Origin of the sequence: Arthrobacter crystallopoietes, from assembly GCF_002849715.1 — a bacterium.
GTDB lineage: Bacteria > Actinomycetota > Actinomycetes > Actinomycetales > Micrococcaceae > Crystallibacter > Crystallibacter crystallopoietes.
Window position 1 is genome coordinate 2,677,857 of sequence record NZ_CP018863.1, and the last position, 19,815, is coordinate 2,697,671.

At 65.5% G+C, this 19,815-nt stretch carries 21 protein-coding genes; 5 read left to right on the plus strand and 16 right to left on the minus strand.

Going from position 1 to position 19,815, the window contains the following annotated elements; genetic code table 11:
• Window positions 1-14: 14 nt before the first annotated feature.
• The gene (tcuA, locus tag AC20117_RS12560) at window positions 15-1,511 is read right to left on the minus strand and encodes an FAD-dependent tricarballylate dehydrogenase TcuA (RefSeq protein WP_074699446.1); all 1,497 of its coding nucleotides are present in this window, start codon (window positions 1,509-1,511) and stop codon (window positions 15-17) included.
• Between the two features lie 277 nt (window positions 1,512-1,788).
• Here tcuA and AC20117_RS12565 point away from each other — a divergent pair, with 277 nt between their 5' ends.
• From AC20117_RS12565 to AC20117_RS12575, 3 genes are read left to right on the plus strand one after another with little or no spacing between them, the layout of a single operon-like run.
• Window positions 1,789-2,769, plus strand: coding sequence for a Bug family tripartite tricarboxylate transporter substrate binding protein (locus AC20117_RS12565; protein ID WP_074699445.1), 981 nt, complete (start codon window positions 1,789-1,791; stop codon window positions 2,767-2,769).
• The gene (locus AC20117_RS12570) at window positions 2,766-3,398 is read left to right on the plus strand and encodes a tripartite tricarboxylate transporter TctB family protein (RefSeq protein WP_074699444.1); all 633 of its coding nucleotides are present in this window, start codon (window positions 2,766-2,768) and stop codon (window positions 3,396-3,398) included. Before AC20117_RS12565 ends, AC20117_RS12570 begins: the two co-directional genes overlap by 4 nt.
• On the plus strand, window positions 3,398-4,933 hold the full coding sequence (locus tag AC20117_RS12575) for a tripartite tricarboxylate transporter permease (RefSeq protein ID WP_074699443.1): 1,536 nt from the start codon (window positions 3,398-3,400) through the stop codon (window positions 4,931-4,933). The genes AC20117_RS12570 and AC20117_RS12575 overlap by 1 nt, the downstream gene beginning before the upstream one ends.
• Before the next feature lies 1 nt (window position 4,934).
• On the opposite strand, the gene AC20117_RS12580 is transcribed toward AC20117_RS12575, so the two are convergent.
• A complete protein-coding gene (locus tag AC20117_RS12580) occupies window positions 4,935-6,512 on the minus strand; it encodes a sensor histidine kinase (RefSeq protein WP_074699442.1) in 1,578 nt (525 codons plus the stop codon).
• A gap of 102 nt (window positions 6,513-6,614) precedes the next feature.
• On the opposite strand from AC20117_RS12580, the gene AC20117_RS12585 reads away from it, so the two are divergent.
• Window positions 6,615-7,361 (plus strand): response regulator transcription factor, encoded by a 747-nt coding sequence (locus AC20117_RS12585; RefSeq protein ID WP_074699441.1) that lies wholly within the window; start codon window positions 6,615-6,617, stop codon window positions 7,359-7,361.
• 101 nt (window positions 7,362-7,462) lie between these two features.
• On the opposite strand, the gene AC20117_RS23325 is transcribed toward AC20117_RS12585, so the two are convergent.
• The 14 genes from AC20117_RS23325 to AC20117_RS12650 all read right to left on the minus strand — a co-directional run bounded on the left by AC20117_RS23325 (window position 7,463) and on the right by AC20117_RS12650 (window position 18,667).
• Window positions 7,463-7,711, minus strand: a complete 249-nt coding sequence (locus AC20117_RS23325) for a hypothetical protein (protein ID WP_139186741.1) — start codon at window positions 7,709-7,711, stop codon at window positions 7,463-7,465.
• A gap of 184 nt (window positions 7,712-7,895) precedes the next feature.
• Window positions 7,896-10,685 carry a PEP/pyruvate-binding domain-containing protein gene (locus AC20117_RS12590; RefSeq protein WP_236777298.1) on the minus strand — a complete coding sequence of 930 codons (2,790 nt, stop codon included), beginning with the start codon at window positions 10,683-10,685 and terminating at the stop codon, window positions 7,896-7,898.
• A 25-nt stretch (window positions 10,686-10,710) separates the two neighbouring features.
• Window positions 10,711-11,100, minus strand: coding sequence for a CBS domain-containing protein (locus AC20117_RS12595; RefSeq protein ID WP_074699440.1), 390 nt, complete (start codon window positions 11,098-11,100; stop codon window positions 10,711-10,713).
• Between the two features lie 33 nt (window positions 11,101-11,133).
• Window positions 11,134-11,484: a P-II family nitrogen regulator gene (locus AC20117_RS12600; protein WP_074699439.1), complete on the minus strand. Its 351-nt coding sequence runs from the start codon at window positions 11,482-11,484 to the stop codon at window positions 11,134-11,136.
• Window positions 11,481-12,959 carry a DUF1538 domain-containing protein gene (locus tag AC20117_RS12605; protein ID WP_074699438.1) on the minus strand — a complete coding sequence of 493 codons (1,479 nt, stop codon included), beginning with the start codon at window positions 12,957-12,959 and terminating at the stop codon, window positions 11,481-11,483. The genes AC20117_RS12600 and AC20117_RS12605 overlap by 4 nt, the downstream gene beginning before the upstream one ends.
• An 18-nt stretch (window positions 12,960-12,977) precedes the next feature.
• The gene (locus tag AC20117_RS12610; RefSeq protein WP_074699437.1) at window positions 12,978-13,295 is read right to left on the minus strand and encodes a hypothetical protein; all 318 of its coding nucleotides are present in this window, start codon (window positions 13,293-13,295) and stop codon (window positions 12,978-12,980) included.
• 232 nt (window positions 13,296-13,527) lie between these two features.
• The gene (locus AC20117_RS12615; RefSeq protein ID WP_074699436.1) at window positions 13,528-13,857 is read right to left on the minus strand and encodes a hypothetical protein; all 330 of its coding nucleotides are present in this window, start codon (window positions 13,855-13,857) and stop codon (window positions 13,528-13,530) included.
• A gap of 135 nt (window positions 13,858-13,992) precedes the next feature.
• Window positions 13,993-14,832: an alpha/beta fold hydrolase gene (locus AC20117_RS12620; protein WP_074699435.1), complete on the minus strand. Its 840-nt coding sequence runs from the start codon at window positions 14,830-14,832 to the stop codon at window positions 13,993-13,995.
• Between the two features lie 52 nt (window positions 14,833-14,884).
• Window positions 14,885-16,546 (minus strand): alkaline phosphatase D family protein, encoded by a 1,662-nt coding sequence (locus AC20117_RS12625; RefSeq protein ID WP_074699434.1) that lies wholly within the window; start codon window positions 16,544-16,546, stop codon window positions 14,885-14,887.
• A 110-nt stretch (window positions 16,547-16,656) separates the two neighbouring features.
• A complete protein-coding gene (locus AC20117_RS12630; protein WP_074699433.1) occupies window positions 16,657-17,103 on the minus strand; it encodes a UPF0158 family protein in 447 nt (148 codons plus the stop codon).
• 58 nt (window positions 17,104-17,161) lie between these two features.
• Window positions 17,162-17,425 (minus strand): type II toxin-antitoxin system RelE family toxin, encoded by a 264-nt coding sequence (locus AC20117_RS12635; RefSeq protein WP_074699432.1) that lies wholly within the window; start codon window positions 17,423-17,425, stop codon window positions 17,162-17,164.
• The gene (locus AC20117_RS24330; RefSeq protein WP_101632722.1) at window positions 17,364-17,648 is read right to left on the minus strand and encodes a type II toxin-antitoxin system Phd/YefM family antitoxin; all 285 of its coding nucleotides are present in this window, start codon (window positions 17,646-17,648) and stop codon (window positions 17,364-17,366) included. The genes AC20117_RS12635 and AC20117_RS24330 overlap by 62 nt, the downstream gene beginning before the upstream one ends.
• Window positions 17,649-17,686: 38 nt before the next feature.
• Window positions 17,687-18,199, minus strand: a complete 513-nt coding sequence (locus tag AC20117_RS12645) for a pyridoxamine 5'-phosphate oxidase family protein (RefSeq protein ID WP_083339572.1) — start codon at window positions 18,197-18,199, stop codon at window positions 17,687-17,689.
• Window positions 18,200-18,229: 30 nt separating this feature from the next.
• Window positions 18,230-18,667 (minus strand): pyridoxamine 5'-phosphate oxidase family protein, encoded by a 438-nt coding sequence (locus AC20117_RS12650; protein WP_083339571.1) that lies wholly within the window; start codon window positions 18,665-18,667, stop codon window positions 18,230-18,232.
• A 169-nt stretch (window positions 18,668-18,836) separates the two neighbouring features.
• Here AC20117_RS12650 and AC20117_RS12655 point away from each other — a divergent pair, with 169 nt between their 5' ends.
• Window positions 18,837-19,808 (plus strand): D-2-hydroxyacid dehydrogenase, encoded by a 972-nt coding sequence (locus AC20117_RS12655; protein WP_074699430.1) that lies wholly within the window; start codon window positions 18,837-18,839, stop codon window positions 19,806-19,808.
• Window positions 19,809-19,815 lie beyond the last annotated feature (7 nt).

Consider the following 19,815-nt stretch of genomic DNA (forward strand, 5'->3'; position numbering starts at 1 on the left):
GTTTGCTCCAAACTTTACGCCAAGCTGCCGGCCCGTCGCCCGAACACGCATCCGGCCGCGAGGCCCGAACCGCCGGGGTAGTTGCCGCTGAACAGGCCGCCGAGCATTTCACCGGCGGCAAAGAGGCCATCGATGTGTTTGCCTTCTTCATTGAGCACCCGGCCGAAGGTGTCTGCCTTGACGCCGCCGAAGGTGAAGGTGATACCGCAGGTGACGCCGTACGCGTAGAAGGGGCCGGTTTCGATCGGCGAGGCCCAGTTGCTCTTGACCGGCTCGATGTTTGCGGCTCGCTTGTCCTTGATGTTTGGATCCAGGGGGATGTTGCGGTCGATCGAGTTATTGAAGTCCGAGACGGTCTTCTCCAGGCTCTCCACGTCAATGCCCAGTTTGGCTGCCAGCTCTTCAAGGGTATCCGCGATGACCTCGGAGACATCGGGCATTTCGTACTCTTCGCTGCGGAGCATCGGCCGCAACGAGGCATCGAAGATCTGGTAGGCGACGGAGCCGGGCTGCTTGAGGATTTCCTTGCCGTACTTGGCATAGGTGTAGTTGCGGAAGTCGGCGCCCTCGTCCAGGAACCGTTTGCCCTCGGTATTGACGATGATTCCCAGCGGGTAGCTCTGCCTCGTCAGCCTGTTGGTCAGTTCACGGTTGCTTTCGTTCTGGGCGGTAAACGCGTCCCACTGCACGCTATGACAGGTGGCCCAGTCGCCGCCCTTGGCTGCCCCGATGTTCAGCGCGGCGGCAATCATGTCACCGGTGTTGTACGGCGTGCCACGGACCTTCGCGTTCTCCCAGCCCTCGCCGAGGTGCTCCTTGCGCCATTCGGGATCGGCTTCGAAACCACCTGCAGTGAGGACCACCGATTCCGCCAGGATTGTCTTCTCGCCGTCGACGGTTTCAACAACGACGCCGGCGACGCGGCCATCGTTGACGACGAGGCTTTTCGCTGCATGCCCATAGCGGACGTCGATGCCGAGTTCGGCGGCAACCCGGGTGTGGTCCTCGATCAGGCCTTCGCCGCCGCCGACGTTCCCCACGTGCAGACCGCCCCAGAAAAGGTAGCTGCCGTCGGGACGCTCGTAGGCCTGGCGCTCGTACATGAGCCGGTACTTCAACCCGAGGCTGTTCAGCCAGCGCAGGGTGGACTGGCTTTCGGACACGAGCACCTGGGTGAGCTCAGGGTCGTTGCGGCCTTCGGTGACCTTTGCCATGTCGGCGGCGTATTCTTCGGCCGTGTACGGCGGAACAACGGTCATGGCGTGCCGCTCATCGGGTTCGACCAGGCCCTGGAGATCATCCAAGCCATTGTGGGCAATCCGAGTGGCGCCTGCAGTGTAGAAGCTGTTGCCGCCTGCCATGTCGCGCTCGCCCTTTTCCAGCAGCATGACTGACCGCCCACGTACAGCTGCCGCGTGAGCCGCCGTGAAGCCGGCATTTCCTCCGCCGACCACGATTACCTGGACGGTCTCTGTCTGCGCTGAAGATTCAGCATTAGATTTCTGCGACATAATGTCTCCTATCTGGTTGTGTGTACAACTGTATACATCGATCCAAGTTCCGGCAAGAGCCATTTTCTCGACGATATGCAGCATCCCTGCGCGGTTTTGCGATCAAGCGATGGATTGCCTGAGGTTCAGGCCTTGCGGTGACTCAGGTCACTGTGCAAAGCTGTATTTTATTGTGTACAACGGTATCCACCCAGAATGGCCGCGGATGCCGCTACAAACCAGAACTGTCCAACGTGGCAGTCCGACTCGTCCCACTTCGTTGGATGGAACGGAAAACATGAAAAAACCAATACGCACAGCGCTCTTCGGAGTCCTAGTGGCCGCGGTTGCCGTGCCGGCCTTTGCCAATGCGGCAACGTCAGGTGGCGTGAGCACCGCCCGGAGCAAGCTCACGTTGATTGCCCCAGCGGCGCCTGGCGGCGGTTGGGACGGTTTCGCCAGGGAATCACAGCAGGCCCTGCGCAGCGACGGGATTGTGAATAATCCCCAGGTCATCAATGTGCCGGGTGCAGGCGGCACGATCGGCCTGAGCCAGTTCGTCCAGACTCCCGGCCGTGAAGATGCCCTGCTGGTCACCGGCGGGGTGATGGTCGGTGCCATCGAGCTCGCCGATAACCCCGAGTCCATGGACGACGTTGTTCCAATCGCGCGGATGGCCGATGACTTTGCCGCGCTTGTGGTGCCGGCAGATTCCGAGTTCCAGACCTTGGACGATTTCATCGCAGCTTGGAAAAAGGATCCCGGAGCAGCCTCCATCGGTGGCGGCTCCCTCGGATCCATCGACCACCTGCTAAGCGGCATGCTGGCCAAGGAAGTCGGCATCGATCCCAAAGAGGTCAACTATGTTGCCTACTCCGGTGGCGGAGAAGCCCTGACCTCGCTCTTGTCACATACAACGGCGGCCGGCATGTCCGGCTACAACGAAGTCAGCGACCAGATCGAGGCCGGCACCCTTCGCGCCCTGGCGATCTCGTCAAAGGAGCGGCTGGAAGGGGTGGACGTTCCGACGTTCCGCGAGCAGGGGTACGAGGTGTCCATGTCGAACTGGCGTGGCATCGTCGCGGCACCGGGCATCAGCGCCGAGGCAAAGGAAGAGTTCATCCAGATCGCCACCGAAATGCGCGAATCCGATGAATGGCAGGACGCAGTCAAACGCAACAGCTGGACCGACAGCTTCGCCACCGGCGAGGAATTCGAACAGTTCATCGACAGCGAAGTAGCCACAGCCCAGGAAATTGTAAAGGACCTCGGACTATGAGCATCACCCAGGAACAACCTGTCCGTACTGAAGCGGCCCCGGCGCCGGTGAAGAAGTTCACCACCGGACGCAGCGAGTTCGTCGTCGTCGCACTGCTCTATGCGGTGGCAATTTTCCTGACGATCGGCACCGCCACGATGAACGTCCAGGGAAACTCGGCGCCCGGGCCGCAATTCTTCCCCATACTCGTATGCATCACGCTGTACGTCACGGCCACGGTGCTGGCGATCCAGATTCTCCGCCATCCGCGTCTGCCGGATACGAAGGCCCATCCCGGCAGCGGTGACTTCTCCGCCGACATGCTGCGCGACCTTGCCCACCTGCCGGAGGGCGAACAACAGACCAGGACTTCGGGCGCCGGGCACCAAGGCAAGTGGAAGACCTACACGGACTGGAAAACCGTGGGGCAGGTTGTCGGCGGCGTCGTTGTCTTCACTCTGATTCTCAAAACCGTTGGATGGATAATCAGCGCAGCCCTGCTGTTCTGGATTGTTTCCCGAGCCTTGGGCAGCAAGCGTCCGGTGTTTGACCTGGGCATCGCACTGGTCTTTTCCTCCGCAATTCAACTGGCTTTCAACGCCGGACTGGGCCTGAACCTCCCGGCCGGATTCCTGGGAGGGATGCTCTGATGGAACAGTTAGCACTTCTGTCCGAAGGGTTTGCCCAGGCGCTTACCCCAATGAATCTGGTCTGGGTGCTTGTGGGCGCCATCCTTGGCACCGCCGTCGGTGTCCTTCCGGGGCTCGGCTCCGCCATGGCCGTGGCGCTGCTGTTGCCGGTGACGTTCTCGCTGGAACCAACCGCAGCATTCATCATGTTCGCCGGTGTCTACTTCGGCGGCCTCTTCGGCGATTCGACGTCGGGCATCCTATTGAATACGCCCGGAAACTCTTCGGCCATCGCGTCCACGTTCGAGGGGCACCGCATGGCGAAGAACGGCCAAGCGGCAAAGGCGTTGGCCACGGCTGCCATGGGAGCGTTCATCGGCGGCCTGATTGCCACCACCCTGGTGGTGTTTTTCGCCCCGACGCTGGTCAAGCTCGCCACCGTCTTCGGTCCGGCCGAATATTTCGCCCTGGCGGTCTTCGCTTTCCTGGCGATTTCGGCGGTCGTCGCCGAATCAGTGATCAGAGGCATCGCAGCTCTGGGCATTGGCCTGGCGCTCGCGCTCGTTGGAGTTGACGGACCCAGCGGTACGGCCCGCTTCACACTCGGCATGCCGCAGCTGTTCGACGGCATTTCCGTCATCGTCATCACCGTTGGACTGCTGGCATTGGGAGAGGTCTTCCACATTGCTGCACGGATCCACCGTGATCCGGCAGCCACGCAGATCACGGCCAAGGGCAAGGCCCGGCTGGGACTCGCGGACATCAAGAAGGCGCTGCCGGCATGGTTCCGCGGCACGGCCTTCGGCGCACCCTTCGGCCTGATCCCCGCCGGAGGTGCGGAAGTTCCGACCTTCCTGGCCTACGGTACCGAAAAGCACCTCGCCAAGCGGCGGGGCGACAAGGAATTCGGCGCTACCGGATCCATCCGTGGTCTCGCGGCCCCGGAAGCGGCTGCGAACGCCACGGCCGGTACCGCCATGGGTGCGCTCCTGGCGCTGGGCCTGCCAACTTCCGCTACGGCGGCGATCATGCTGGCCGCCTTCCAACAGTACGGAATGCAGCCGGGGCCGCTGCTGTTCGAGCGCAGCGGCGACTTAGTGTGGGCGTTGCTGGCCTCGCTGTTTATCGGCCTGGCCATCCTGGTGATGATCAACATGCCGTTTGCAGCGGTCTGGGCGAAACTGCTGACCATCCCGAAGCACTATCTTTATGCTGGCATCACGGTGTTCTCGATGCTCGGCGTCTACGCCATCAGTTCGTCGTTGATCGACCTGTGGCTGCTCATCGGGATCGGCCTCGTGGGATTCATGATGCGCCGGTACAACATCCCGCTGGCACCGGTGCTGATCGCCGTGATCCTCGGCCCCATGGCGGAAACGGAACTGCGGCGCGCGCTCGCCGTCTCCGAGGGCGACCTCGGGATCCTCATCGGCAGCCCGATCACGGTCACCCTCTACCTGGTCCTGGCAACGGCACTCGCTGTGAGTGGAATCCAGCACCTGCGGCACCGCCGGAATGCCAGCGCTGAGGAGGCCAAAGAAGACGCACTGGTCTGACTCACCCCGCGGGCTGGACGCCGGTGCCCGGGAGCCGGACGGTGAACTCGGTCTTTCCTCCGCTGCTGCTGACGGCGACGCGGCCGCCGTGGGATTTCACGATGGCATCCACGATGGACAGGCCCAGGCCGTGGGTGCCGCTGCGGTCGGAGCGGGCGGTGTCCGCCCGGGTGAAGCGGGAGAAGATCTTGTCGATGAATTCCGCCGGGATGCCGGGCCCGTCGTCGGCCACTGTCAGGACGGCGGCGCCGGGTTCGGCGGCGAGCGAAGTGACCACGGTGGTTCCGGGGCCGGTGTGTTTATGCGCGTTGGTCAGCAGGTTGATGAGGACCTGGCGCAGCTGCCCGGGGTTGGCCCGCACGGTCACGGGATCATCGGGCAACTGCAGGACCCAGCGGTGTTCGGGTGCGGCGGCACGGATGTCGCTGACGGACTCGACCACCAGCTGGGTCAGGTCGACGTCGTGCTGTTCCGCTTGGTGTCCTTCCTCCATCCTCGCCAGCAGCAGCAGGTCCTCCACGAGTGCCGTCATGCGTTTGGACTCGGACTCCACGCGGGAGATGGAGGAGCGGCCTTCCTCGCTGAGGTTCTCGGTCAGCCGGATCATTTCGGAGTAGCCGCGGATGGCGGTCAGGGGAGTGCGCAGCTCGTGGCTGGCGTCGGCGACAAACTGGCGCAGCTTGGTCTCGCTGCGGTGGCGGGCGCTGAACGCACCGGCCACGTTGTCGAGCATCAGGTTGAAGGCATGCCCCAGCCGTCCCACTTCGGTGGCGGGGACCGCAATTCCGGCCGGAACGCGTTCGGCCATGGCGACTTCGCCTTCGCCCAGCGGCAACCGGGAGACGCGGGTGGCCACGCCGGAGAGTTGCTCCAGCGGGCGCAGGGTGCGGCGGATAATCAGCGTGCCCAGCAGCGCCGCCGCGGCCAGGCCGGCCGCGGAAACCACCGTCATGGTCCGGGTCAGGGAGGCGAGGGTTTCCTCCTTGGCTAGCAGCGGCAGGCCGGTAACGATGGTGTACTCGCGTTCCGGGTTGTAGGTCGCCACCAGCCGGTAGTCGCCCACCGAGAGGGTGCGGTCAACCGGCGGAACGTCCAGGGCCAGGTCGTCGAGGATCTGCTCATCCGCCTCGGTCAGCTCCTGCCTGCCGCCGTCGGGGGTAAAGATGCCGGCGCCGCGGACCCCGCGGTCGCCGATGCGGGCGTTCAGCGTTCCCGCCCGGGTGCCTGGTCCGGCCAGCGGATCCGCAGCATTCTCCGCAAGCTGGCCGCCGCCGTCGTTCTCTTCGTCTTCGTCATGGTGGTCTTCATCGTCCGGGTCCCGGCGGAACTCTTCCTGCGACCGGTTGGCCCGGGCCGAGGCCTGCGCCAGTTGCTCGTCCAGCTGGCCGGTCAGGAAGGAGGTCATCGCGGCGTGCGCGGAGAGGCCGACGGCGAGGCAGATCGCGGCCAGCAGCGCCAACGTGATCAGGACCAGCTTGGTGCGCAGCTGCCAGTTGCGGAATGGGGCCCAGCCGCCGCTGCGCCGGTGGCCGGGCGCAGGCGCCGACGGCGGGCGGGAAGGCCGCTTGTCGCTCTGCATGGGCTTCTCTTCCAATCTGACCGACCCACTGATGGGATGTAGTAACTGTAGTGGTTACTGTTGTCTCAGTATCCGCGCAACTTGATACCAGGGGGAGTAGCCATGGCCGCACAGGATCCCACCGAGCTGGTCAGCGGGCTGCCCAAACTGAGGCATCCGGACGGCAGCGCGGTCCGGGCGCTGGTGGTTGATGATGAGCCGCAGCTTTCGGACCTGGTGCGGATGGGACTGCGGATGGCCGGCTGGGACGTGCACGTGGCCCATGACGGACCGTCGGCCGTGAAAGTTGCCCGCGATGTCCGCCCGGATGTGCTGGTGCTGGACGTGATGATGCCCGGGTTCGACGGCGTGGAGGCGCTGCTGAAGATCCGGGCTTTTTCGCCCAACGTGCCGGCTTTGTTCCTGACTGCCAAGGATGCCGTGGCCGACCGGATCACCGGCCTGGCCGCGGGTGGGGACGACTACGTGACCAAGCCGTTCAGCATGGAGGAACTGATGCTGCGCCTGCACCGACTGGTCCAGCGCTCGGGCGTGGCGGCAGCGGCGTCGGCCGAACTGGTGGTGGGGGACCTGGTCCTGAACCTCGATACGCGCGAGGTTACCCGCGCCGGGACGGACATCCAACTCACGGCGACGGAGTTCGATCTGCTGCATTACCTGATGGACAACGCGCGCACGGTAGTCAGCAAGAGCCAGATCCTGGACCACGTGTGGAACTACGATTTCGGCGGCCAGAACAACATCGTTGAGCTCTACATTTCCTACCTGCGCAAAAAGCTCGACGCCGGCCGCTCGCCGATGATCCACACGGTCCGCGGCGTGGGCTACGTTCTCAAGCCCGCTGTTTGAGGGCTGGACGGAGGGAAGCAGTTCGGCCGGTCCGGCGATGGGCACCGGACCGGCAGGGCTGCCGGTCCGAAGGGGGCGGTTCGGACCGGCAAGAGTGATGGTTACCGCGGCTGGGTGATGAATGCCAGGAGATCCGGAACGACCGGCTGGATTTTCGTCACCCAGAAGTAGACGCCGCAGGCGATCAGGCCTATGGCCACGATGGTCCAGGTGAACCACGATGATGACCAGAAATGCCAGGGGTTCCCTGCCCCGGGGGAGCCCGTAGTACCGGGGGATTGGATGGTCCTGCTGGTCCGGCGCGTCGTGGCGATGGCTGGTGCACCGGGCTGCCGATGTTTGCTTGTCATGTGTTAACGGTGGAACTAGGGCATAAGTGGGTGCTATGGCGAACCTGTGAACGGGCTGTGCCTTCGCCGTCGCCAGCCGCTGGGCTGCAGATGCCCTTCCCTGCCCTTGAAAAGGGCATCTGCTGCCCATTCGATGGCGGGGGATTGAGGAGGAGTTGAGGAGGGATTGAGGAGGCGCGGGGGATCAGGTCTGGATACTGATGGTGCCCGCTGCGCCGTCGACCGTGATGGTGTCGCCGGTGGTGATGCGGGTGGTGGCATCGGGAACGCCGACGACGGCGGGGATCCCGTACTCACGTGCGACGACGGCGCCGTGTGAAATGGGGCCGCCCATCTCCATGACTAGGGCGCCGGCGGTCAGGAACAGCGGGGTCCAGCCGGGATCGGTGGACGGGGCGACGAGGATTTCGCCGGGCTCCAGGTGGGCGCCCGCCGGGTCCAGGATGACTCGCGCCTTGCCGGTCACGGTGCCTGCCGAGGCGGGTGCTCCGGTGAGCGTGCCGGGCGGAAGGTGCGTTGCCGCCGTCGTTGTTGCGGAAGCGTGGCCCATGGCGGCCTCGACGTCCGTGCCGTCGGAGAGGAGGAGGCGGGGGATGCGGCGGCGGCGCAGTTCGCGGTTGTAGGTGCGGCGGCGTTCGGCGGCGAGTTCGTTCAGGTCCGCGCCGCGCAAGCCCACGCGGGCTTCGGCGAGGTCCAGGAAGAAGATGTCCTCGGGGCTGGCGATCCGGCCCTCGTCTGCCAGCACCGTTCCCACCCGCTTGAGCTGGGCGCGGAGCGCGGCGAGGGCCACGATGAGGCCGAACTTCGGGTACTCGCGCCGGCCCGCGGTGGCCCTGACCCGGCGCAGTCCGTAGGCCACGAGCCTGCCGCGGATCCTGCCTTTGGCCCGGGCGCGGTGGGTCAGCTCGGCGACCTTGGCTTCGGCGGTGGCGGCGGCACGGGCGAACTGCCGGTCCGGTGCCTGGTCCGGATCGCTCAGGCGCAGGTAGTTGGCCAGCACGTTGATGATGTGGGCCGGCTCCTCGGACCAGCGCGGGATGCCGATATCGATCTCCGCCACCGCGCGGTGGCCGTACTTGTCGAGGAACGCGGCCAGCTCGTGCTGGGCGGTCGCGGGGAGTGAACCTTCGGCATAGCGCCGGGCGAGCTCCTGCGGGTCCTCATCCTTGAGGGCCCGAGCTGCCTCGGCGTCGTCGCGGATGATGGTGGCGGCCTGCCAGAGCTCCAGATCCATCTGCGTGGTGACGTTGTCGGGCAGCCCGCGCAGGACCGCCTGCAGGTCGCCGGGCTGCACCAGCTGACCCAGCAGCCAGCGCACGATGCCCAGCCAGATGTAGCCGGCGGCCGGCGGCGGAAGCTGCTTGAGCACGCCAGGCGTGATCATCCCGGCGAGCATGCGTTCGACGAAGTCCAACCGCCGGGCGGGCGTGGCCGGCTCCGGCAGTACCAGCATCCGGCGAAATTCCTGCTCGGCCCGCCTGCTGCGTTCCAGCGCGGCCGCCGGCCGGACAAGGCCGTGGAGTACCCGGGGAATCATCGCCAGCTGCGGCACGGACTTGAGCGAGCCTCTTAGTGATCCTCGCAGCGCCCCCTTGAGCGCGCCCAGTTTTGGCCTGCTGATGATGGCGAACCGCGGATCCTCCATCAGGTACCGCAGCGCACCGACCGAGCGGGCATCGGCCGCCTTCATCGCGGCGGGGATGATTTGCCGTCCGGCCTTGCTGTGCAGCACCGGCGTCACATCGACGAAGAGCCGCAGCCCGGCCTGGCTGTAGCTGAAGGGGACCGGCGCCCCGTAGTTCCCGCCGGCCGGGCGGTAGGCGTCGGCCAGCACCTGGAACGCGGACAGCCCCATCGGCGTCAGCGGCCGGGTGAGCCCCTGGAGCAGGCTCGCGCACAGGTAGGCGCGGGTCCCGCCGTCGCGACCCTCGCCGTCGCTCGCGTTCCCGCCGCCGCCCGCGCGGCCTGTATCCGCGGGCGCGGGCAGCGGGTACAGCGTGGTGATGGGGCGCGACTGCACCAGGTGGATTGCGCCGTCGGGCCCGATGGCCCACTCCAGATCCTGCGGTTCGCCGAAGTGTTCCTCCGCGCGGGCGCCCAGCGTGGTCAGCGCCCGGATCTGCTCATCGGTCAGGCACGCGTCGCCGCCGCCGGCGGGGTTGCTGCCCGGCGTCCGCTCGAGTATCCGTCCGCTGGCGGTGTCCACCACGAACTGGTCCGGATTCACCGCCCCGCTGACCACCGCCTCGCCCAGCCCGGGCGCCGCATCGATCACCGCCTCGTGCCGCCGGCCGGTGAGCGGGTTGGCCGTGAACAGCACGCCGGAAACCTCGGCGTCCACCATCGTCTGGACCACGACGGCGATGCTCACCGAACGCTGGTCGATGCCGTTATCGCTGCGGTAGGCAACCGCCCGTTCCGTCCAGAGCGAGGCCCAGCACCGGCGGACCGCATCCAGCAGCGCGTCCTCGCCGGCAACATTGAGGTAAGTGTCCTGCTGGCCGGCGAAACTGGCCTCCGGCAGGTCTTCGGCGGTGGCGGAGGAACGCACCGCCACGGCCAGCTGCCGCCCGGCGTCGTTGTTCGCGAGCTCCGCATAGGCAGCGCGGACGGCCTCGGCGATGTCCTCCGGCATAGGCGCGGCTTCCAGCGCGACCCGCGCACGTTCCGCCATACCGGCCAACGCGGCCGCGCCTTCGGCGGAAGTGTCCCGGTTCCCACCCGCGCTTGCCCCGGCCCCCGCGGCTGTCTCGAGCTCCGCGAGGATCGCATCCAGGCCCACTTCCGCCGCGACCCGCTGGTACGCCGTCGTCGTAATACAGAATCCGTCCGGCACCGGCAAGCCCGCGGCGATGAGCCCGCCGAGGTTCGCGGCCTTCCCGCCCACCCAGGCGAGCATCCCGCCGTCGAGCTTTGCCAGCGGGAGGACGGTTCCGGGCCGGTCCAGCAGGTGCCGTGCCGTGCTGTTCATCATTCGGGCTCCTCTAAATCAGATCGTCCTAAATCAGATCGTCCATCAGCCGGGCGAGGATGTCGTTCATGGCCAGCAGGCCGATCAGCTTGTTGCCCTCCACCACCACCATCCGGTTGAGGTGGTAGCGGCTCATCAGCGCGGCGGCCTGGTGCACGGAGAGGTCCTCGCCCACGGTAATCACCGGTTTCGACGCGGCGTCGTACACGTTGAGCAGGTCCACATCGCCTTCCTCGGCGACCACGGTGCGCAGCAGCTCGTTGTAGGTCAGCAGCCCCCAGGCATCGTGCGGGTGCTGGCGTTCCACCACAAGGCTTTTCACCTGGCGGGTTTTCATCACCGACAGCGCATCGCGCAGGGTGCTGAACGGGGAGATGGTGACGATGTTGCGCACCATGACGTCCTTGACGGTCAGCATGTGGTTCCTCCTGTGATCTCGTGTCCTCTAACATCATGTGTCTTCATGGCGCATGTGCTCCTCGAATTTGGCTACTTGGCGCAGGTCGATCCCGGTCAGGTGCTCGATGGGAATGCTGAAGGCGAGGCCGCGGGAGTTGCCGTCGTTGACCAGGATGGTGTGCAGTTCCTTCAGGATCGAGGTGGACAGGTGCGAGCCCACCACCATCAGCAGCACGGACTGCGAGCCCTCGAACGTCAGCCCGAAGAACGTCCGCTTGGACTCCCCGCCGATGCCTTTGCCCGGCAGGATGGTCACACCCGTGGCGCCGGCGCGCTGGGCGTGTTCGATGACCCGGTCCTCCAGATGGTCCGGGGCGATCACGACGACGGCGGTGAATTTCATGACGTTTCCTTCCGCAGGGTGGGAATTCTTTCCAGGAGCATGGCGTAGAGCAGGACGGAGATGATCGGGAAAATGGACGCGAAGGCGATAAGCCCGAAGCCGTCCATCAGGGCATCGCGGCCCTCCAGTGCGGTCGCCAGCCCGATGCCCAGGGCGGTCACGAGCGGGACGGTGACTTCCGACGTCGTGACTCCGCCGAGGTCGAAGGCGAGGGCGACAATGTATTTGGGCGCCAGGAAAACCAGGACAACGACGACGCCGTAGGACGCCATGACGTAGTAGTGGAATGGCCCGCCGACAAGGATGCGGTAGACGCCCAGCGTGATGCCGGCGGCCACCCCGACGGCGACGACGATGCGGATGGCGGAGCCGTTGAGCCTGCCGCGCGAGGCGTCCTCGGCCTGATTGCCTATCGCCACCAGCGCCGGTTCGGCCATGGTGGTGGCGAAGCCGATCAGCAAGGCGAACAGCAGGATAAGCGCCGGCACGTCGCGCTCGATCAGTTGCTCCGCCATCTGCGTGCCGATGGGGAAGAGCCCGATTTTGAGCCCGACGACGAAGGCGTAGAGGCCCACCAGGACCATGACGAAGCCGACCAGCACGCGCACCGGGTGGGCGATCTTGTGCTTGAGCACCAGGTAGTGGAAGAACAGGACCACCAGCACGATCGGCAGCACATCGCGCACGGTCTCCGCGAGCCCGAGGGCGAAGTCCGCCGCCCAATGGCCGGACCCGGCTCCGGGTGCGGCGGCAACGGCTCCGGTGTTGCCGAAGGTGTAGACCCAGACCCCGTATAGCTGCACACCGATTATCGGTACCATCACGCATAGTGCCACCAGGCCGAACCCATCAGCCAGCACGCTGCGCCCCCGGATCGAGTTGGCCAGGCCCAGGCCGATGGCGGCGATCATCGGCACGGTCACGATGTTGGTGGTGACGCCGCCGGAGTCGTAGGCGAGGCCGACAATCTCCTGCGGCGCGATGAAGGTGGTCGCCAGGGCCAGCGCGTAGCCGCCGATCAGCAGCCGGTGGACCGGCCAGCCCCGCAGGATGCGCAGCAGCCCCAGGACCAGGACAAGACCCACGGATACCGCGACGACCACGCGCAGCGTCAGCCCGTTGATCCGGCCGTCGCTGACAATCTCGGCCTGTTCGGCGACGGCGATCAGCGCGGGCTCGGCGACGGCGGCGGCAAACCCGATGGCGAAGCCGAAGGCCAGCAGCGGCCCCAGCGCACCGCGGCGGGTGAACTGGTTGGCGATGTTCTTGCCCACCGGAAAGACACTGAGGTCCAGGCCCTGCAGGAACATCGCGATGCCCACGCCCACAATCAGCAGCCCGACCACCAGCTGCAGGGGATCTTCGGGCAGCCCGCGGAAGACCACCAGTTGGAACACCGCGACCACCGCAACAATAGGCAGGAGGTTCCTCATCGCCTTCAGGAATTCGCGGGCGAAGCCGGTGAGGTGTTCCATCTCGTCGAGGGGACTTGCCTACGTGGCCTGCGCGTCCTGCCCGGTGTCCGACCACAGCACGTCCAGGTTGCGGAAGACGGGCGGCCCGTCGCACAGGGCGGCGAACTTCTCGGCGAATTCGGAAGTCTCCGGACGGGCCGAATTTTCCATCGCCGACTCATACGAGTCGAACTCCACAATGGTGTAGTAGCTGCCGGGCCGGTCCCGGTCCGCGGTAACCTTTACTCCGCGGAAGCTGGCAGGGGTGCTGCCTTCCGACCTCGACGGCGTCCCTAGTTTTTCGATCTCCTCGATGCGGGAGGTCTTGAACTCGATGATCTGCACAAACCCAGCCATGGCGGTTCCTTGTTAGCGGTGGATGCTGATGCAGATCACGCTAGACCCAGCGGGGGAGCGGGGCAATAGTTGGTGTCCCGGGCCACCAGGTGGCTGACCGCCCGGGACAGATCCCCCCAACAGCCACAGATCGAGCGAACGGTCCCGATCAATGGATGCCGGTCAGGAGTGGGGTCCTTCCCGGCTCCTTACATGATCGGGGCAGCACCCGTTGCTGACGCTCAAGGAAAGCTCAAGTTTTGTGCAAGAAACCGAAATCCGCCAACTGTACGATGTTCCAGCGGCCTACCTGCTGCCGCTCTCCCGGGCTGAACCGCACGGAGGCGTCCGCTGCCAGCTCATCCAGCACCCCGCCGTGAGCCGCGTCCTTCCACTCCGCTGGGGGCATGTACGTGTGCACCAGCTCCCAGTTGCCCTCAAGCAGCTCGTGGTTATCCAGCGCCTCGGCCAACTGCGCCGCCAGCAAACCCTCGGCGCCACGGTAGACGAAAACGGGAGGCGGGGCGCCGCCGTCGTTGTTGGGGGTTTCTGCTGCCGCGAAATACTCACCCTGAATGCTCATGCGAGCAGTGTAAGCACACAAATAACGACGGCGACAGGCCCTCCCGCGCTTCGGCGCCAGCTCGACGTCACACTAGTTGGCAGCCCTGACGCTCGCCCCAATTGTCCAGACACTGTCTGGACGATTGGGAGTCTGTCAGCTCTTGCCGAGGAAGCGCAGCAGGGCCTCGTTGACCTCGGCGGCGTGCGTCCAGAGCAGGCCGTGCGGCGCGCCCTCGATCTCGACGAACTCCGCGCTGGGCAGGGCCTTGGCGAACTCGCGCCCGGTGGCATCGATGGGCAGGATGTTGTCCGCCGTGCCGTGCACGATCAGCGCGGGCACATCGATCTTGGGGATGTCCGCGCGGAAGTCGGTCAGCCACGTCGGCTGCGCGGCGACCGAGGCAACGGCGCCGGAGCGGGCGGCGATGTTCCAGCTCGCGTTGACATGCTCCTGGCTCAGGCGCTCGGTGCCCAGGAACGTGTCGGAGTTGTAGAAGTTCTTGAAGAACTCGGTGAAGAACGCATACCGGTCCGCCGTCACCGCCTGGCCCAGCCCGTCGAACACCTCCTGCGGGACGCCGGTGGGATTGTCCTCGGTCTGCAGCAGGAACGGTTCGAGCGACCCGAGGAACGCGGCCTTGCCGACCCGCTTGGAGCCGTACGTGCCCAGGTAGCGGCCCACTTCGCCGGTGCCCATGGAGAAGCCCACCAGCACCACGTCGGTCAGGTCTAGGGTCTCCAGTACCGTGTTCAGGTCCGCGGCGAAGGTGTCGTAGTCGTAGCCGGTGGTCGGCTTGCTGGACTGGCCGAAGCCGCGGCGGTCGTAGGTGATGACGCGGTAGCCGGCCGTCAGCAGCGCGGCGGTCTGCTTTTCCCAGGACGAGCCGTCCAGGGGATAACCGTGGATGAGGACAACGGGCTGGCCGGCGCCGTGGTCCTCGTAGTGCAGTTCGATCGTGGTGCTGTTCTCGGTTCCAACCTTGATGTAACCCACGGCAGACGTCCCTTCGACAGATGGAATCGGGGGTTTCCCCGCACTGCCCGGCTTAGGCCCCGCGCGGCGGCAGGGTCACGGCGGCGACCTCCTGCACCCGCGGACGGTCGTGGTCCCCATTCTCGACGATGCCGGTCTGCCACCAGAACTTCAGCCCGTCCGGAGAGTCTTCGAGGCCGGCCAGGTTGTTGTCGAACCACGGCCCCTTGATCGTCTCCCAGCGGAACGGCGGATCCGGAACCTTCGCCGACCTCGCCATCAGGGCGCCCACCGGACCGGCGACGCCGTAGGACATGATGGCGGTGAACGAGCGGATCAGCCGTGGCAGGGGATTGCGGATCGGCGAGCAGACCGCCTGCACAATCCGGCTGCCGGCGGGCCGCTGGACCTCGGCGACGTAGGAGAAGTGCACGTCGCCGGACAGGAACGTAACGGTTTCCGGTGCCGGCCCGCGCTGACCGTCGGCCACCTCCAGCACCATGGCCGCCACCTCCTGGAAGCTCTTCTGGAACGCGCCCCAGTGTTCCAGGTCGATGGCCTGGCGCAGTTTCTCCCCGAGCTTCGCCGCGGGCTTGCCCCAGACGCCTTCGGAGAGCGCCTCGTTCCAGGACTCGAGATGGTGCAGCCCGGTGGGCAGCAGGAACGGCAGCGAGGTTGCCACCAGTACATGCCGGAAGCCGCCCTGCAGCCGGCCGTCCAGCCACGCCATTTCCTTGCCGTCCAGTAGCGAACGGTGTTCGGGCTCCAGCACCCGAGCCGCGCGGGAGTCCAGCACGATCAGCCGCACGCCGCCGATATCTCGCGAGAAACTCCACCGGTAGCTCTCAGGATAATGGTCCGCCTTCTCCGCAAAGGCATCCAGCGCCTCGCTCAGATCCAGTTCCTCCTCGCCGCGATGCTTCGCAATCAGCCGCCAAACGACGTCGTCGGCCCTTTGCTGCGGAGAAAGATTGCCCAGGTGCTGGTAGACCCAGTACGAGGCGAGCCCGGACACGATCCTCCCGTGCCACCACGAGGTCTCCTGCATCTGCTGCTTCCAGGTCAGCGAGGCATTCCAATCGTCGCGGATGTCATGGTCGTCGAAAATCATGGCGCTCGGCAGGGTCGAGAGCAGCCACCGGTTGGCCTCGTCCGACCACGCGAGGGAGTAAAGGTGCGCGTACTCCTCGTAATCCTTGAGCTCCTCGCCGGGCGGCTCGCTCATGTCGCGGCGGGCCTTGATGAACTCCTGCATCTGGTCGCTGGTGGAATCCGCGTAGACCTGGTCGCCCAGGAACAGCAGCAGATCCGGCCAGGACACGTCGCCGCCCTTGGCCATTTCCAGCGCGTAGGCGCGCATCGAATCGACGCCGTGGGTGCGGTTGCCGTTCTTATCGTGCGGGACGCTGGTGCGGCAGGTGCCGAATTCCAGCCGCAGCGGTTTGTCCGGCTTCAGCGTCGCAATGCACGACGGCGGGAATTCGGCTCCCGTTGCCGGCCAGACTTCTTCGCCGTCGATCTCCACTGTGTAGGGAGTGACGCTGCCCGGCTCCAGGCCGGCTACTTCCACGAGCGCATAGTGGTGGTGGTGCACGGCAAAAGTCCGCGCTTCCCACGATTGCCCGCCAGCCCGGACAGCAACCCGCGCGGCGTCCCGCGTTTCCACCCAGATGCTCGCGGTCGTCTGGTCCACGTACCGCATCATCGGGCCGAGCACGAGGGGCGATGTCGTCATGCATCATTTGTACCTGCCTAAGCGGCCCGCGGCTACAAAAACGGCCACCCTAAAATCGACCGCCCCAGCCTCCGCTGTCCGTGCCGGTTATGCCTCAGTGCGCAAGGAGCTCAGGAGTCCTCGCCTAACTCCCTGCGGGCTTCCTGCTCGTCGATAATTCCCTTGGACAGGAGCCAAGTGACGGCGTGGTGGCGCATGCGCTTTTCGTGGAAGGCGTACCAGTCTTCCTGGACCTGGGGGTAGCCGTACAGCGCGTCCTTAAAGTGGCGGAACGGACGCTTCCTTTCGATGGCGTGGAACAGGGCGGCGCGCGCCTTCTCGTCCTCGAGAGTGGCGATGAAGTCCTCCATATCCCGGTAGCCCCGGTGCGAGTCGGCCATTTCCACAGCCACATAGCCGCGTTCCTCCAGTTGCTCCGGTAACAGGCCCTCGTCCACCATGTCGCCGGTCAACTCCAGCCCGCCCGTGTCCGGATCCAGCCACCACTGCATTTCATAACTGGCGTTCTCCATCGCCGTGGTCAGCATGTCCAGGTCAATGTTCTTCAGGCTGAGCATTTACTGCCTCCCTTGAATCGCGGCCGAAGCGTGGACAACAGCGTACTGCCGCCAGCTCCTACCGGTAGATTTCCCGACGATGGCCGACCCCGAGAACGAGGATGACCAAAGCGCCGTCTGTGATCTCGTAAATGATGCGGTAATCGCCGGTGCATATGCGGTATGCGCCGCTGCCGCCGACCAGCCGTTTCGCTGCAGGCGGCCGAGGGTTGTGTTGGAGCAGTTCTATGGCTGCGGCAACCCGGATTCTGGCCTTTGCATCAAGCTTCCGAAGCGACCTCTCCGCGGCATGGGTCAGCGTGACCTGATACGTTCTGGTCACTCAAGCCCGAGGTCTGCTTTGGCGTCTTCCCAAGGGATGGACCCCCCTCGGCGCGGGCTTCGCGCGCGGCTTTGAGATCCTCTGCATCTTCCAGCGCTTCCAATGCACGTTCAGCAAGCTCGGCATTCATGAGGACTACAGCTTCTCGTCCATGCCGGGTATTGGACACGGGCTCTCGTGACGCCTTGTCTATCGTTTCGCTCCAATGCAGGCGAGCAGACATGTACAAAACGTACAATCACCGTGTCACGCAATCAAGGCTCAGCGCTCCAGCTTGAACTCGTCCGCCAGCGCAATCCGTCGGCCCCTGATCTGCGAGGGCGCGATTTCCACGTAGGTTGTCTTCACCGACGCTGTCCACGGCCGCAGGGACAGTTGCTCCGCCGTCGTTATTTCTGCTTCGGTAATGAGCTCACGGGCGGTGCCTTTGACCACCACGCTCCAGACGGAGTGGAGGGAGCGGCCGTCCGCCTCCAGTGCCACCTTGTTATTGATGGCCATCGAAACCAGCTTGGTGCCCTGCATGGTGCGGATCAGGATCCGGCGGTCGTGGGCCAGGAAATTGACCGGGTACAGCTCCGGCTTGTCTGCCACGCTGACCGCCAGCCGGCCCAGCATCGTGCCGATCAGCAGGTCCCAACACTCGTCCTCGGTCAGCTCGATGACGGGATTGTCCTGGTCAGGAATGGCGGGAAGACCGGCGGATGGAGCGCTGCCGCCTGAGGCCTCCTCCGCATGGATGGTTGGCGGTGGGCCATTGGAGCGCCGGGTCATGGGTACTTCCTTTCGGCAGGCCAAGCTGGCTCAGTCATTGTTTTCAGGCCCGACGGCGATGCGCCGCCCCGTGAGTTCCGATGGTTCCAGTTCCAAATACAGCACCCTCCGCGTGAGGGTCCAGGGCCTGAGCTTCCGGCGCTCGACCGCCGCAATCTCAGCCGGACCGGTCAGCTCGCGGAGCGTGCCCTTCGCCATCACGCTCCAGACCGATGAACCGCTGCGCCCGTCCGCCTCCAGCACTACCTGGTGCTCGGCCCGGCGGACAATGTCCCTGACATATTCGGAGCCATGCAGCAGAATGTTCTTTTCCGCGGCCCAGAAGTTGACCGGAATGACGTCCGGCTCGTTGCGGTAGCTGACCGCCAGCCTGCCCAGCGTCGTGCCCGCGAGAAGTTCCCAGCATTCGTCCGAGCCCAACCGGAGGGTCGGATTGCCGGCGTCGGGCATCCGCAGATCTTCGCTCATGGCGCCACTTTGCCATGAACCGGCCGCGCTGGATAGGGGAGCCAACGTCAGTGGCCCGCCGGGCCAGTCACTGTGCTGGCCTCCCGTAGCGAACGCCGGGAACAACGACGGCGGCCGCTCACCCGAGAAGGGTGAGCGGCCGCCGTCGTCCGTCAATTAGATTGGATGGATGAACGCAAAGCCCATAGTTACCGTCCTGGCAGGGGACCGGCCCGTCATCGGACTGGAGAAGCTGCAGGAGCACGCGGAGCTCAGGATCACGGACATCGCGGGCCTGGGATCCGCGCTGAACGGGGCGGACGTGCTGTACATGTGGGACTTTTTCGCTGAGGGACTGCAGGATGTGTGGCCGAACGCGGACGCGCTGAAGTGGATCCACGTGCCGGCGGCCGGTGTAGACAAGCTGCTCTTTCCGGAGCTCGTCGAATCGGACGTGGTGGTCACGAACGCCCGCGGTATCTTCGACCGGCCGATGGCGGAGTTCGTCCTGGGCGGCATCCTGCATTTTGCCAAGGGCTTCGGACTGGCCGGGGAGCGGCAGCGCCGGCAGCACTGGAAAAGCTGGCCGACAACGGAGGTTGCCGGTGCGCGGGTGCTGGTAGCAGGTACCGGAAGCATCGGCCGTTGTACCGCCCGGCTCCTGCGCGCCGTCGGAATGGACGTCGATGGCATGGGCCGCACCGCCAGGGCCGGGGATCGCGACTTCGGCACGGTGCACGCCAGTGCGGACTTTGCCAAGGTCGCCGGTGGCTATGACTACGTGGTGCTCGCCGCCCCGCTGACGACGGCGACAGAGCGGATGGTCAGCCGGACAGTCCTGGAAGCGATGAAGTCCTCTGCCGTGCTGGTCAATGTGGGCCGGGGCAAGCTGGTGGACCAGGACGCGCTGGTCCAGGCTCTGCAGGCTAGGCGGTTGGGCGGCGCCGTGCTTGACGTCTTCGAAACCGAGCCGTTGCCCCAAGACCACGAGCTGTGGCAGTTGGACAACGTCCTCGTCACTCCGCATATGTCCGGTGATTCGCAGAACTGGCTGGACGAACTGGCCGCGCAGTTTGAGAGCAATTTCCATGCCTGGCGGCAGGGGAAACCGCTGGCCAATGTGGTGGACAAGCGGCTCGGCTTCGTTCCGTCGGACTGCTAACCAGGGG